This is a genomic window from Microcoleus sp. B3-A4 (assembly GCF_036705385.1).
Classification (GTDB): domain Bacteria; phylum Cyanobacteriota; class Cyanobacteriia; order Cyanobacteriales; family Microcoleaceae; genus Microcoleus.
The window spans coordinates 59691-74996 of the sequence record NZ_JAUBUI010000025.1 but is presented as its reverse complement, the minus strand read 5'-3'; the positions used below and the strand labels follow the sequence as shown (position 1 = coordinate 74996).

Sequence of the window (15306 nt, the reverse complement as noted above, 5' to 3'; positions counted from 1 at the left end):
AATGGTTATTAAATGGGATAGAAAAGTCAAAAATAAAGGCAATGCTATTTTATCCGATTTAGCTGCGTAGCAGCTTACCGTTAGTTGATTAATAGCATTATCCCAATCATCCGCTGCATAAGCAGACACCCCCAATGTTACCAACGTTAAATATTTCAGTTCCTCCGCTAAATTGACTTGTATCTCAAAACTTTCTAGCGCAGCCACCGCCATTGTGTGAATTTCTCCCTGCACTTGCGTACCTACATCGAGATAATCCTTTGCTGCTGAAAGTATCTCAAAATTCACGCTGACGTGTGCTTTCTGCTGCGTCTTGCCATACCAACCCCAAATCACCATATCCGCATTTTTATTCTGGCCCAATTCCCGCGCTTTATCTGGGCCTTCCTGCTGACTAATCGCTTGTTTGAGGGGCTGAATTTTCACGGTTGGGTAATTTTTAGTTGCATCCTGCAAATTCTGTAAAATCGTTTCTGTGACGCGATAATTTTTCGGATCGTCCCCATCAAACTCCGCTAACAGAACCGTTACAGTTTGGTTTTTTTGTTCGCACTGTTGTATCAGACATAGAGGTGATGACTGAGGTTGTAGAAAATGCAAACCTATACCGCCACCACCGAGAGTCAATAACCCCCCGATCGCCCCTACAACTAGCCAAACCCTTTTTGTCCTTTGCGGGTTCTCCGTTGTCCTTTGCGGGTTCTCCGTTGTCCTTTGCGGGTTCTCCTCCGAAGTTGGGGGTGTTTCGGAGGGTGTTACTTTTTTAGTTTGTCTGCAAAGTTACAAAACGTGGGAAATACCCGCCGCAACAATCCTTCCGTATCCAACTCCATCTCATAGGAAATCAATCCCGGCAACAACGGAATCGCTGCTTTGAGTTTTCCCGCCGCCGGAATTCCCGGCTTACTCAATTCCGCTTTGATTTCCTGTAAAACCTTCATCAATGCGGCATTACTCTGAACCGCAGGTTCAATCTCCAGAAACTCCACTTCCCCCACCAATTGACTCGCAACTATTTCCGCATCCGCTTCAGGAATCGTCAATCCGCGAATTTCCGCCCGCCAGCGCTCCCAATAGTCTCGTTCAACGCTACCGAGTTCTTTTTTCAGTTTATCAATTCCCTGCTGAAGCCGTACCTTTTGCGCGTCTTCAGTCAACCGTTTCGCTGTTTCCTGGCAAGCGAGTTGATCGTAATAACCTTTCACTTCAGATTGCAGGTGGGACAGGCGATCGCTAATCATCCAAAACTCCAAATAATATAATCAGTTTAAATCTCCTATTCTCACTATACGGATCGACATCCGGATCTATTTCCCTCTTTTCTCCTACTTCATCTTCAAAATCTTCTGTGCCGCACTTTTAGATACCGGCATCACCGATAACCGATTGCCTTTCCTCACAACCAAAATCTCATCAGCGCTAAACTTTTGTTTTAGTTCTTCCAAAGATATTAACTTAGCAAATTCCTCAACAAACTCAACTCTCACAGTTTGCCAGCGAGGAGCATCAAACGGCGATTTAGGATCGTAATATTCGCTATTCATATCGAACTGACTCGGATCGGCAATCCCTGTTTCCACGACGCGCACTAACCCGACAATTCCCGGTGTTTTAGTATTAGAATGGTAAAAAAAAACTAAATCTCCCCGACTCATTTCTCGCAGAAAATTGCGCGCTTGATAGTTGCGAACGCCATCCCAAATCGAAGTGCGAGAGCCCTTCAAGTCCGCAATACTGTAAACATCTGGTTCCGACTTCATTAGCCAATAATTCATACAATCTATTCGCTTGGGTTAGCCAAATACTCTTTAATTTTATCTAAACACTGCTGCATAGCTTTTTGCATAAAAACCTGAACTAGCAACAACCCAAGCGGATAGAATACCGGAGAAGTCAGTATAAAATAAAACTCCCAATCAATCCGAGTTCCCTTTGCTGTAGCAGTGAAATTCCAATCTCCGCCACCCGACTCAATGAGTAGAGAAATCGGAAACTTAAACCCTCTAACCAGTCGGTAGGTTTGTCTTTCGGGCTTTTTGAAAGTAATGATTTCTTCATCAATCACCGAAGTGTCGGAATTTTCTATCCGCCGCACGCCGCCTTCACGCATCTCTCCACCATCTGCCATCTCAGCTTTAATAATTGCTGGAATTGGGCCATATCCGCGAAAGACTTTGGGCAGATTTGACAGGGACGTTACAAAATCAAAGACTACTTCAGGCGATGCAGCAATTTCTACTAATGCGTTGGTTTTAACTAACATTTATCTCTCCCATGATCTGATTTGATAATGAACTGTGAGTTAAAAAGGCGTAATTTTAATTATAAAATATCCTTCCGCTTCTGCAACCACAGAGTCAACATCAAATAAACGAAAATATGCACGCACAAAATACCCCAGTTTAAACCCAAATTCTCCCAGGTTGGATCGTAAACAGGAGTAGGCTCAAACGGCTGAGGAAGCGTACTCCCATCCGGTAATGTAGTAGGTGCGGGAACCATCCCATTCACATTAACTAAAGAGCCGTAAGCACCCACAGACCAGCGGCTTAACATCAGCCAAGAAAATTTGCTCGCCGCACCTTCCATCTTAAACAAAACTCCCGAAAAAATAATCTGAGGCAGCAATAATAGAGGCAAAGCGCTGTTAGCTTGAGAGCTATTTTTAACAATCGCGGAAACGACTAATCCGAGACTTATGCAGCTCATCAAAGTTAGGAATGTGGTAATACTTGCCCCCATCGCCCAGGAAATAAAACTCGGTTCGGGGGATTTAAAAGCAATCAGAATAACTCCTACCATTAACAGTGTTTGCAATACTGCCAAACCCGAAAGTATAAAAATTTTTGAACCTAAATAAGCAAACAATCCTAAATTTACCAAACGTTCGCGCAGATAAATAGCAGATTCTTTAACAATTTCTTGCAGAGAAGTTGCCAGTCCTACCCAAATCGCCGCGCAGGTAAATACAAATAAAACTCTGAGCGCTAAAGGTGCTGAAGTTGCCTCGGGTGCGCCAATTAATGGGTCTTTATCTCTGACCGCTAGCCGCAGCAAACTAATGCCGATCGGAGCCGTTAAAAGAGCTAAACTCAAGTTAACTAAGTCGCGGGAAACGAGTTGAAAATAGCGCTGGGCAAGCAAAACGAGTTGTTTTACAAAAGATTGAGATTTTGGTGCAGAAGGTGCAGAAGGTATTTTTGCATTAGCCTTGCCTGTGCTGAAGTGGTTGACAATATAGCGCTGATAGTAGGGAGATTTATTAAACTTTTCTGCCCAGCTTTGAACGTTGGTTTCTCCTGTTTCTAATTCGTTGTAAATGTCTGCAAAATCGCCAGTTTTGACCTCGAAAAAATCGAGCGCTTCCCTAGGCGGCCCGAAGTAACAAAGGCGTCCGCCGCGACCCATAAAAACAATACGATCGCACATCGTGATATTTGCCGTCGCGTGAGTCACCAGAATCACCGTCCGGCCTTGATTTGCCAACTTTCGCAGCAGTTGCATCATCTTCTTATCCAAACCCGGATCGAGTCCTGAAGTCGGTTCGTCTAAAAAGAAAAGTTTCGGGTCTGCTAACAGTTCAACTCCGATGCTGACCCGCTTCCGCTGTCCGCCGCTAAGCTGTTTTACCAAAGCCCTGCGACGGTGAGTCATTTCAATATCTTCTAAAGTTTTTGCGACTACCTGCTTGACATCTGTATCGGGAGGTAAGCGCAATTTAGCTGCATAACTCAAGACTTCTTCTACTGTCAAATCTGCGTGTACAATATCATCTTGAGGCACGTAACCGATTTGATTGCGGTAAATATTGAAGTTTTGGCGCAGGTTGTCACCGTTGAGAAACACAGCGCCGTTAGTAGTTTTTTCGATGCCTAAAAGCGTCCGCATTAAAGTAGATTTGCCAGCGCCGCTACCGCCGACTAAAGCCACAAACTGCCCCGGTTCGATCGCCAAAGTGATGTTATCCAAACGCTTCGGAATCACCAGACTGTCAGCATCCAAACGAATTTGATGGCCCGAGTCTTGCATCTGCAACTCACCGCTGCGGTAAGTTAGAGTAAACGGGCCGATCCGAATTGCATCTCCCTCGGACAATTGTACAGAATTTGTCACTCGCTGACCGTTAACAAAAACCCCGTTAACGCTGTGGTCTCGCAAAATATAATTGCCGCGACTATCTTGGTCGATTGTGGCGTGGCGTCTAGAAACAAGCGGCGCATCTAATTGCAGCGAAGCGTTTGGATCGCGACCCAACAAAACCGACCGATTCTTAAGAAGAATTGATTGCTTGCTAGGGACAGCAACATGATTCGCCAGCGGATTAAAATAACTCAGCAAAACTTGATTTTGAGGATCGAGACCGATTTTAATTTCTGTGCCGTTTTTCAGACAATAACCGTCATTGGGAGTGATGCGAGTGCGATCGACAAATAAGCCATTAGTGCTCGGCCGCTGCCCGTCACCGTCGTAAATCCAGTAATTATCCCCAATTTGGCGCAAAACAGCGTGAACGCCCGAAACTGCGCGCCAGGGTTCGGGAATGACTAAATCAGCACGAGTGCGATCGCGCCCCAATACGTGCTGCTGCTGTTTTAACTCTAACTGTAAAACCTCGCCTTGATTGCTTAATACTATATAAGGTCGATCGCTTAAAGCAGTCAGTTGTCCTATATTGCCTGTCATACTTCAATCGCGGTTTTTGCACTCACTTTTGTCAGCATATCAAAAGTAAGGCAACAATCCACTTATATTAAGCAAGTCTACTTAGCAACAACCGACAAACTGCGAAGCCGATTAATTGCCGCTGCCAATTCAAACCGCCGAAACATGGCAAAATCTCCTTCAGGAAAAGGCGATAAAATATCCATGCCCTGCGCGTCAATATCTGCCATCACCAAATCTATGATTTCCGACAAAGTGCGTTTTCCGTCCATGTATTGCTGCTTAGCATAAACCATTGCCGCAGCGATCGCCCTTAACTGTCCGCTGTCCACAATTTGCTCAACAGCACCCAAATCAATATCCTCAGTTCCGAAAGCCAATTCATCAACATCCCGCACCTTCACCCGCACATCTCGCCGTCCCCGACTCGGATCTAAACTAGCAGGAACCGGCACTCTTTGAGTAATCATACCAAAATTTTCTCCCCCTTCAGGAGCGCGGCTAATCGAGTATTTTTTAGCAATCTCTTTAGCTTTTGCCGTCACATTATATGCTTGAAAATTATCCAGTGCAATCACAGTATCTGCCACATCAAAATAATCGCCGCTTCCGCCCATTACTAAAATAGTCGATACGCCCCAGTCTGCGTACAACTGTTTAACTTTATCAATAAACGGCGTAATCGGTTCCTTATCCTTAGCGATTAGTTCCTGCATTCGGCGATCGCGAATCATAAAATTCGTCGCCGCCGTATCCTCATCAACTAATAAAACAGGCACTAAATCCTCTTGACCAGAAGCGACCAATTCCAAAGCCTCAATAATATTAGCAGCTTGCGACGTGCTACCGCTCGCATTTTCAGTATAAAATTGTGCAGTATCTCTACCTTGCGGCAAGTGGTTAATAAAAGGCGAAATATTTACTCCCGCCACACTTCTCCCATCTTCTGCCCTAATTTTAACCCCCGCCGGATTAGTCACCGCAAATTCCCGACCATCTCCGGGAATTCGGTTGTAAACTCCCAATTCAATAGCTTTGAGTAAAGTGGATTTGCCGTGATAGCCGCCCCCAACAATCAAAGTAATGCCAGCGGGAATACCCATACCGGAAATCAAACCACGATTCGGACAATTAAAGTCAACTTGTAACGACGGCGGCGATTGAAAAGCCACAGCATTATTTAACAAAGGGCGATGGTCAACACCGCTGCGGCGGGGTAAAATAGAACCCTCAGCAACAAACGCAACTAATCCTTTTTCAGCTAACTGCTGCCGCAGCCAGTCAGCATCTTCTACAGTTTCAACGTGACGGCGACATTCCGCAGCATTTAAATTAGCATACTTTAGAGAATTGCTGACAATTTGCGGAATATCTTCGCATAGCACTTCAGCAGCTTGTCGCCCTAATATACTGCGTCCGCCCGCTGGAAGTCCGACGGCAAATCGCAGTTCAACTCCTCCTAAATCTCCGATATCTGATCTAGCTGAGGAAATGATAAATGCGGAAGTTCGCTCTAAAACTTCTTGTCCGAAGCCAGTCACTGCAATCAAACCGCTTTTCCCGGTGCCGCGTTTGCTGCTGATGCTGTGTGCGGCTTTGTCAAACTGGCGAGTTAGGTAATCTCGCAAGGCTATTTCTCGACTGCGAGAATTGAAAAGTTCGCGGGGAATTTGAGCAATGTTTGGCGGAACTATGACTCTAAATTTACTCGGAGAAGCAAACGGATCTCCCTGCACGTAATCAATAATTAATGTGAATTCAGAAAAGTCGTAATTACCTTGAATGCCTTTGTAGGCTTTGTAGCCTCGATTGTCTAGTTGCAGTAAATGCCGTTGCAGGCTTTCTTTGTTAGTCATTAGTCATTAGTTATTAGTTGGCAGTTGGCAGTTGGCAGTATCAATAACAGTCACCATGCCCAATGCCCGATGCCCGATGTCCCATCCCCAATTCCCAATTCCCCATGCTCAATTCCCAATTACTAATTACCTAATTCCAATAATTTAGCCACGGCATTGACAACAATTTGAGCAGAACCGGCGAAAAAAGGTCGATCGATAGTTGCTAATGTATCGCTAGATTGGTGATAGTGGGGCGATCGCAAATTTGCAGTATCCGTCACCAACACAGCACCAATTCCTTTATACCAGAAAGGCGCGTGGTCGCTCCGCAAAACATCGGGAGTCAGCAACCCTTTCAGGGGAACCGGTAGCGCCACCACCGGCGGTAAATCGGCTTTTCCAGACTCCGCAAAACTTTTCAACAGCAGCGGATGTTCCGCATCCCCAATCACAGCGATAAACTCGCCTTTGTCGGGAGATGTTACCCCCGATGCTTCGAGAAAAGGTTGCGCTGTCAATCCTTCGGGATATTGCTGGCATCCGGGCGTGCGGCAGGCATAACCTACCATATCTAGGACGATCGCACCCTGCAAATTTTTTAACCGCGCGTCGCTACCGGTGAATGCTAAACTGCCTAAAAGTCCGAGTTCTTCCCGGTCGAAAAAGGCTACTTGCAGCGTCCGAGGTGTGGCACGAGAACCCAGCAATCTGGCTAGTTCTAAAACTACAGCAACTCCCGTCGCATTGTCGTCAGCCCCAGGTGAGTTTGGGACGGTATCATAGTGTGCTGCCACTAAAATTGCACCGGCGTTAGAGTCCGTACCTTTTCTCTCAGCGAAAACGTTGATTCCGCGATCGAACCGCTGCAAATCAGGGGAAAATCCTAATGTTTGCAGTTGTTGGGAAATGTAGTCTCTAGTAAAAGAGCGAGATCGTTCTCCATCGCGTTCTCCTGCTAAAGTATCGACGTGTTTCCACAAGCGCGATTGGTCAATTTGGGGCTGAAAAAAAGCATTTTTTTCAGCAGGAAGCGGTAAGGGAGACGGGTTTTGGGAAGTGTGGATATTGCGCTCGATCCCAAATTCGGGTATACCCGAAAACCGCTGCCACGAGTCAGAACGCCAACCCACAGCCGCCACCGCAACTAGAATAAATAGCGCTATCCAAATCAATTTTTTCATCAGTAAGTCTATTTGAGATTTTAGACAGGGCTTACGCACTCCTCGCTCTCATCAACCGTTTTTTTTAGCAGGAGGGAGGGCTGCAACGAAGTCTTTTCGTACAACCCGGTTTATCTGTCTAGGACTGTTAGATTTTAGATTTTATCTTAATACCCGAACTCAAAATAAACCTGTTTCCAAAAATGAAACTCAAAACTCTTAATATTAGCTAGGGCAGAGGCAGTTTTGTGCTTTTTTTTACCTACTAATAAACCAGGTAAAATTATTTGAATGTCGCCGTCAAAGGTTTCTTGCTTATTCGAGTATTCGACGGCGACATTCACCTTAATACTTTACCTTTAACCTTTACAACTCCAAACTACTTTTTTTCCCACTCAATCTCCTTATTCTCCAAAATCAACCCACTGCTGCTGGGAAAAGCATAAGGAATAGTTTTTGCCGAAAATTCAACTATTTGAGTTGGTTGTTGAAACCACTCGGAATAACTCGGGTTGAGTTGGTCGTACAGTGCTTTTAAAGCTTGGATTTCTGTCTCTAGCTGGGCTGCTGCTTGATTGATTCTGCGAGCTTGTGCTTGCAAGCGTTTTTCCCCGGTTTGAACGTGGTTTTCTACTTCTTGCCAGTGCTGTCCGGCCAGCAATTTGTCTAGTTCGCCTTGTTTGTAATTGAGTACAGCCTGTTTTTGTTCCAGTTGCTTTTCAATATTTTTAGTTTCTCGGTCAATCTCCTGGATTTGCTGCAACCACTGCTCCCCAAAAGCAGCAGTTTGCTGGTGGAACTCAGCAATGGCTTCAGGAGTATTATTTTTGGGAAAACTGACTGCCACTCGGCACTCAGAGCGCTGTATGCCAAGTTTTTCCCGCGACTCTTGCAGGGCGGTAACTTCTGCTTGCAGCGCGCGGACTTCTTTTTGGAGTTCTGGGATGGTCTGACTCATGGGTTCAATTAGTGGACCTCTGCATCGATTTTAAGCTAATTGTTTATTTTTCTAACAAATCCCGGTCGCCTCCTGGCGGGAATTATCTAATTTTAGCGCGCTCTCACCCGGTGTCTAGGCAGAATGACGGATAATTTGTGGCACAATGGCTGATGACATATTTTAAATTAAGATTAAAATTATAATTAGTTGTAAAGCTAAGTTATTAGCTTGGAAGAATTTTATTTACCAATCAACCTAAACTAATGTGAGCTGGGTTTTCCTATGGTAAAGCAAGTTCTGCTAAAAGTTTTAATATTTACCTTTACAAAATATAATTTATTTAAAGTTAGGTAATAGAAAAATGAAAATAATTTTTTAATTAGGGTTTGGATATTTAGCGCTTGCTATTTTTCCTGTGGAATGTTGCATTAATCCAAAAATATTATAGACAACAAGTGTAGGGGATGGATCGGCCACTCGCCCTGTACAAGTAATTTTGGTTGGGTCTCAGAAACATAGCTATTTGCGATCGGCATCTCACCCCCTTAGTTCTGCAAGCGCGGCATTATTTTTGTATAAATTATCCCCAATAGATTCCGTAAAATTACCGACATACAATAATCTACAATCTCCGTAAACTTCTAGAAAAGAACCTACTATTAGGCTAACAATAACCTATTATTCTCTGGTTTTCATTTATTTATTAATCTCATTATTGATTAGGGTAAAATAGTAAATAGCTTATCCAAGACGATGAGGTTAATCAAGCCGAAGTCTGAAACAGAGAATGACAAGCTACCAAAAGGAGAAAAAGTGTTGAATCAAAAAAAACAACAAGATATCTGGCATACTATTGCCCAAATGACCCAAGATTTGCAGCAAACTGCCGAATATGCCCTGGATATTTGCGAGGGAATGAACCTCTCAATAATTGCGACCACCCCGGGCGGTCATATCCTGTCGTTGAACCAAGCTACCTGTCAACTTTTGGGATACTCTAAAAAAGAGTTGTTAGGGAAACCAATAGACGAACTTTTTAAGAAAACTGAATCACCACCACCCGAGTTAGAGTTAGCCAGTTTAACAGCCGAAGGTTGTGTCCGCAACGTCGAAAAAGTCTACCTTTCTAAACAGGGGAAAAAAATAATTGTACTGCTTTCTATTTCAATTATTCGCGACGGTCAAGGCAAGGTCAGCGGCAAGTTATATATAGCACAAGATATTACTGATAGCAAGCGGGCTGAAAGAAATTTGCGGCGCAGTGAAAAAAAGTTTCGGCAACTGATAGAAACGGTGAATGCTGCGGCTTTTATCTATCACCGCCGAGAGTTGCGCTATGTCAATGCTCAGACAGAAGCTCTGACAGGATATATTCGCGAAGAATTGCTAGCATTGGATTTATACGACTTAATCCATCGAGATTTTATAGAAATAGTTAAAAACTGGGGTAAATCCAGCCACGCGCGCTCAACTGCAGGCTCTAAATATGAATTAATAATAGTCACGAAAACCGGAAAGTTGCGCTGGATTGAAGCAACTGTAGATATTATCAAATTTGAAAAAAAAGCCTCAATATTAATCACAGCCTTTGACATCAGCGATCGCAAATTAGCAGAGTTAGAACTAGAAACATCTCTTTCGTTGCTTCAAGCAACCATTGAATCTACTGCTGACGGTATTCTGGCGGTTGACAGTACAGGAAAAGTTCTCACCTTTAACCGCAAGTTTGCCGAAATGTGGCAGTTGCCGGATTTCCTGCTGGATTCGAGAGATAACAATCTAATTTGGGGGTTTGGAATCAACCAGTTAAAATACCCGGAAATATTTCTCAACCGCGCTCAAGAATTGTCTGAGTGCCCCGCAGCAGAAAGTTACGATATCCTAGAGTTGACAGATGGCAGAATCTTCGAGCGCTACTCGCTGCCGCAGCGCACCGGAGGCAAAATTACTGGTCGGGTATTCAGCTTTCGGGATGTAACGGAACGGGTGCAATCCGAAGAAAAACTACGCAAAAGCGAAGAACGCTTTCACCTGCTGACGCGGGCGACAAATGATGCCGTATGGGATTTTGATTTATTAAAAAATGAGTATTGGTTAAGCGAAGAATTTGAAAAAGTTTTTGGATACAAACTCAACGAAACTCAGACGATAGAATTAGAATCTTGGTGGCTAAATATTCATCCTGAAGAACGGGAAAGAGTGATGTTAAGTTTCAACAAAGCAATGAATTCAGACGCTCAATGTTGGTCGGAAGAATACAGCTTTCACCGTGCAGATGGGGGATACATTTTTGTGCTCGATCGCGGCTATATCATCCGTAATGAAAGTGGCAAAGCAGTAAGGGCGATCGGCACTATGATGGACATCACTCAGCGCAAGCAAGCTGAAGAAATTATTCGCTATCAAGCTGTTTATGACCAACTCACAGGTTTACCGAACCGGATACTTTTTAACGAGCGGCTGCTGGCGTCATTAAGAGAAGCTAAAAAAACAAAAAAAAGGCTAGCTGTGATGTTTTTAGACTTGGACAGGTTCAAAAAGATTAATGATACACTAGGTCACGCTGCGGGCGATCGCCTGTTAGAAGGTTTTGCCGGACGCATCAGCGACAGTTTGCGATCGACTGATACGGTAGCCCGCTGGGGAGGCGACGAATTTACCATACTGCTTCCCGACATCAATTGCTTAGAAGATGCAGTTAAAACAGCTCAAAGAATATTCAACAATTTAAAGCCACCATTTAAACTAGAAGGACAACCGTTTCACGTCAGCAGCAGCATCGGCATTGCCCTTTATCCCGATGACGGTGAAGATGCCGAAACTTTAGTCAAAAATGCCGATGCCGCCTTGTACCGCGCTAAAGAAATGGGAAGAAATAACTATCAGTTATATACTTCAACGATTAATCCCCAAGACAGCCAGTTACTAACTATAGAACACAGGCTGCACGAGGCTTTAGAACAGGGAGAATTTGAGGTTTTCTACCAGCCAAAAGTCAACATTACTACTTGGAAAATTCAGGGCATGGAAGCCCTGCTCCGCTGGCAACATCCACAATTAGGTTTAGTTACTCCCGCTACATTTATTCCGATCGCCGAAGAGAACGGGCTCATTGTAGCTATTGGGGAATGGGTGCTGCAAACAGCCTGCACTCAAAATAAAGCTTGGCAGGATGCTTTGCAGCCAGATTTGCGGGTAGCAGTCAACGTTTCGGCTCGGCAGTTCCAGCAATTTAATTTATTAGAAATGGTAGCGAAATGCTTGGAAAAAAGCGGTTTAGCACCCAAGTATTTAGAGTTAGAAATTACCGAGACGACAGCCATGCAAGATGTGGATTATACCACAAAAGTTCTTAGGGAGTTGCAGAATATGGGAGTGCAAATTGCGCTGGACGATTTCGGCACGGGTTATTGTTCTCTAAATTATCTCAAAAAGTTTCCCTTGAATATCTTAAAAATAGACAGGTCGTTTGTCAGCGGACTGACGACCGATCCCTGCGAACGGGCGATCGCCAAGGCTGTAGCGACGCTGGGGCGAGATTTGAACTTGAGCGTAGTAGCCGAAGGAGTAGAAACTAAAGAGCAGTTGGAGTGTTTGCGCGAACTGCACTGTCAAGAAATTCAGGGTTATTATTTCAGCCCTGCCCTCTCGGCTGGCGATGCTAGCAAACTGTTGGTAAATTCTCAGTTGAGTAAAGTGAAAATTGCTTAATTAGTCATTAGTTATTAGTTATGGTTCTTGACCGCGAATCTTACTCTCGCGACTTATTTTCCTCCGCTACACCCCCAACCTCATCACTGCTAAAGCGCTGCGGCGGGCCTAAGTTGTCGGGCAATTCGTTAAGATTCTTGCCCCAAGGGTGATACAGGGCTTTAACTTGAGAAATTGTCAGCTCAGGGGCATCAAGTCCTAAATCCCGCCAGGGCAGTTAAAAGCTTAGCTAGGTTAGGGACACGGCACGGCTTCGCGTGCTTAATGATGGTCATCGCGATCGCCCCCGCAGCTTAAAACTTAAAATAGTGTGCAGAATCACGGACTTGTACCTAAAGACAGAGGAAAATATCGCTACTCCAACATAAAAGCTTTGTCTATGCAGCCGATTCGCACATTTAACGTTTCCCCCTCGCTACCGGCAATTCTCGAACCCCTCCGCAAGCTTGCCTATAACTTGCACTGGGATTGGAACGTCGATACTAAAGACCTTTTCCGCCGCCTCGATCGAGACCTGTGGGACTCCAGCAACCAAAACCCGGTGCTGATGCTCGGAACCATATCTCAAGAGCGACTGCAAGAAATGGCAGAAGACGAAGGCTTCATTGCCCAAATGAACCGAGCAGCCCAGCAGCTAGACGATTATCTCAAAAATCGCGCCTGGTACCGCAAACAGCGCGGTACCGAGCAGCAAGAATGCTACGCTTACTTTTCGATGGAATTCGGCTTAGTTAAAGCCCTACCGATCTATTCGGGCGGTTTGGGTGTACTCGCAGGCGACCACCTCAAATCAGCTAGCGATTTGGGCTTGCCCTTAGTCGGTGTCGGTTTGCTCTACCAAGAAGGTTATTTTTCGCAGTATCTCAACGCCGACGGCTGGCAGCAAGAACGCTATCCGCTCAATGATTTCTACAATATGCCGCTGCACCCAGAACGCAATCCCGACGGTTCGGAATTGCGGATTGAGGTGGACTATCCCGGCCGCAAGGTGTATGCCCGGATTTGGCGGGTACAAGTGGGAACGGTTCCTTTGTACCTGATGGATACAAATATTGAACCTAACAGCCGCTACGACCAAGATATTACCGACCAACTGTACGGCGGTGATAAAACCCTGCGGATGCACCAAGAAATCATGCTGGGCATCGGCGGCGTGAAAATGCTCAAGGCATTGGGGCTGACAGTTACGGCTTATCACATGAATGAAGGCCACGCAGCTTTCATGGCTTTGGAACGCATTCGGATGCTGATGGAGGAATATCACCTGAGTTTCGTGGAAGCGGAACAGGTGGTGGTTTCGAGCAGTATGTTTACGACTCACACACCGGTACCTGCTGGGTTTGACTTGTTCGAGCCGGATATGGTGATGCACTATCTCGCTGAGTATCCCAAGATATTTGGCTTGTCGCAAGATGAGTTTTTAGGATTGGGCCGGGAGAATACTGGCGATTTGTCCGCACCTCTGAATATGGCAATTTTGGCTATTAAAATGTCGAGTTTTGTCAACGGGGTGGCGGCTTTGCACGGTGTGGTGTCGCGCCCGATGTTTCAGGGTTTGTGGCCGGGTTTGCCGCAGGAAGAAGTACCGATTACTTCGATTACCAACGGGGTGCACGCTCGCAGTTGTGTGGCGAAGTCTACTCAGGAGTTATACGATCGATACCTCGGCCCGGATTGGGAAATGACTCGCAAGGACGATCGTCTCTGGGACAGGATGTCGTCGATTCCTGATGAGGAACTGTGGCGCAATCACGAACGCTGTCGAGCTGAGTTGGTGGTTTTCGCACGGGAGTGGCTGCAAAAGACTTTGCGCGAGCGCGGTGCGGCCCAAACGGAAATCGAACACGCGCGGGAGGCTCTCAATCCGAAGGTGCTGACGATCGGGTTTGCCCGCCGCTTTGCTACTTACAAGCGGGCGACGCTGTTTTTGCGCGATGTCGAGCGAATCATGCGGATCATGCGGGATCAAAATCGCCCGGTGCAGTTTGTGATTGCTGGGAAGGCTCACCCGATGGATATTCCGGGTAAGGAATTGATTCGGGATATCGTTCACTTCATCCGCGAACACGAGACGATGAGCTCGATGGTGTTTTTACCGAACTACGACATTAACGTTGCTCGGATGATGGTTTCTGGCTGCGATGTGTGGCTGAATACGCCGCGCCGCCCCCGGGAAGCTTCCGGGACTTCGGGGATGAAAGCTTCGATGAATGGTTTGCCGAATCTGAGCATCCTCGACGGATGGTGGGATGAGGCTGATTATGTTCGTACCGGTTGGCCGATCGGACATGGGGAGTTTTACGAAGATACTAAGTATCAGGATGAGGTAGAGGCGAATGCTTTGTACGACTTGATGGAAAAGGAAGTTGTACCCCTATTTTACAACCGGGATGCTGATGGAATTCCCCGCGGTTGGACGGCGAAAATGAAGGATTCGATTCGCTTGAACTGTCCTTTCTTCAATACTGCTCGGATGGTGAAAGATTACGCGCGGCGGGCATATTTCCCGGTGAGCGATCGATTCTTCACGATGACTTCGGATAATTGTGCTCCCGCCAAGGAGTTGTCTCACTGGAAGAAGCACGTTCTCGCGAAGTGGAAGGATATTAAGATTGAGGCTGTTGATATTTCCCAGGATAAGGAAGTTAAGGTCAATCAGTCGATCTCTGTTAAATCTCGGATTAATCTGATGGGATTGACGCCTGCAGACGTGCAAGTTGAACTTTATCAAGGTTCGGTTGATGCTAACGGAGATATTGTCGGCGGCGTACCGGTGGTGATGGAGTATTTGGGAGAAGATGCTAACAATGCTAGCCTTTATACGGCTGACATTACTTATACTTCTAGCGGTTTGCAAGGTTTGTCGTTGCGGGTTTTGCCGAAGCACGATAATCTCAGCAGTCCTTATGAAGCTGGCGTGATTCTCTGGGCACATTAAAGGAAGGAAGAAGGAAGAGAGAAGAAGGGCACGACACGGATTCGGACACGGATACAC

General features: G+C 45.6%; 11 protein-coding genes. 2 read left to right on the top strand and 9 right to left on the bottom strand.

Annotated elements, in window-relative coordinates:
- The 9 genes from QUB33_RS12870 to QUB33_RS12830 all read right to left on the bottom strand — a co-directional run.
- Nucleotides 1–627, bottom strand: a 627-nt coding sequence (locus QUB33_RS12870; RefSeq protein ID WP_333350938.1) for a hypothetical protein, incomplete at its 3' end; no start/stop codon positions are given.
- Between the two features lie 128 nt (nt 628–755).
- Nucleotides 756–1241: a hypothetical protein gene (locus QUB33_RS12865; protein ID WP_333350936.1), complete on the bottom strand. Its 486-nt coding sequence runs from the start codon at nt 1239–1241 to the stop codon at nt 756–758.
- Between the two features lie 84 nt (nt 1242–1325).
- Nucleotides 1326–1775 (bottom strand): EVE domain-containing protein, encoded by a 450-nt coding sequence (locus QUB33_RS12860; protein ID WP_333350934.1) that lies wholly within the window; start codon nt 1773–1775, stop codon nt 1326–1328.
- Between the two features lie 5 nt (nt 1776–1780).
- Nucleotides 1781–2263, bottom strand: a complete 483-nt coding sequence (locus QUB33_RS12855; RefSeq protein WP_333350932.1) for an SRPBCC family protein — start codon at nt 2261–2263, stop codon at nt 1781–1783.
- A gap of 59 nt (nt 2264–2322) precedes the next feature.
- Nucleotides 2323–4683 (bottom strand): FHA domain-containing protein, encoded by a 2361-nt coding sequence (locus QUB33_RS12850; protein WP_333350929.1) that lies wholly within the window; start codon nt 4681–4683, stop codon nt 2323–2325.
- 77 nt (nt 4684–4760) lie between these two features.
- Nucleotides 4761–6518: an ABC-ATPase domain-containing protein gene (locus tag QUB33_RS12845; RefSeq protein ID WP_333350927.1), complete on the bottom strand. Its 1758-nt coding sequence runs from the start codon at nt 6516–6518 to the stop codon at nt 4761–4763.
- 122 nt (nt 6519–6640) lie between these two features.
- Nucleotides 6641–7681: a M28 family peptidase gene (locus QUB33_RS12840; protein ID WP_333350925.1), complete on the bottom strand. Its 1041-nt coding sequence runs from the start codon at nt 7679–7681 to the stop codon at nt 6641–6643.
- Between the two features lie 146 nt (nt 7682–7827).
- Nucleotides 7828–8004, bottom strand: coding sequence for a hypothetical protein (locus QUB33_RS12835; RefSeq protein ID WP_333350923.1), 177 nt, complete (start codon nt 8002–8004; stop codon nt 7828–7830).
- A 35-nt stretch (nt 8005–8039) separates the two neighbouring features.
- Nucleotides 8040–8618, bottom strand: a complete 579-nt coding sequence (locus tag QUB33_RS12830) for a hypothetical protein (RefSeq protein ID WP_333350921.1) — start codon at nt 8616–8618, stop codon at nt 8040–8042.
- 795 nt (nt 8619–9413) lie between these two features.
- Here QUB33_RS12830 and QUB33_RS12825 point away from each other — a divergent pair.
- Both QUB33_RS12825 and glgP read left to right on the top strand, forming a co-directional pair.
- On the top strand, nt 9414–12311 hold the full coding sequence (locus QUB33_RS12825; RefSeq protein ID WP_333350919.1) for an EAL domain-containing protein: 2898 nt from the start codon (nt 9414–9416) through the stop codon (nt 12309–12311).
- A gap of 379 nt (nt 12312–12690) precedes the next feature.
- Complete coding sequence (gene glgP, locus QUB33_RS12820; RefSeq protein WP_333350949.1) at nt 12691–15249, top strand: alpha-glucan family phosphorylase; 2559 nt, start codon at nt 12691–12693, stop codon at nt 15247–15249.
- Nucleotides 15250–15306: the final 57 nt, after the last annotated feature.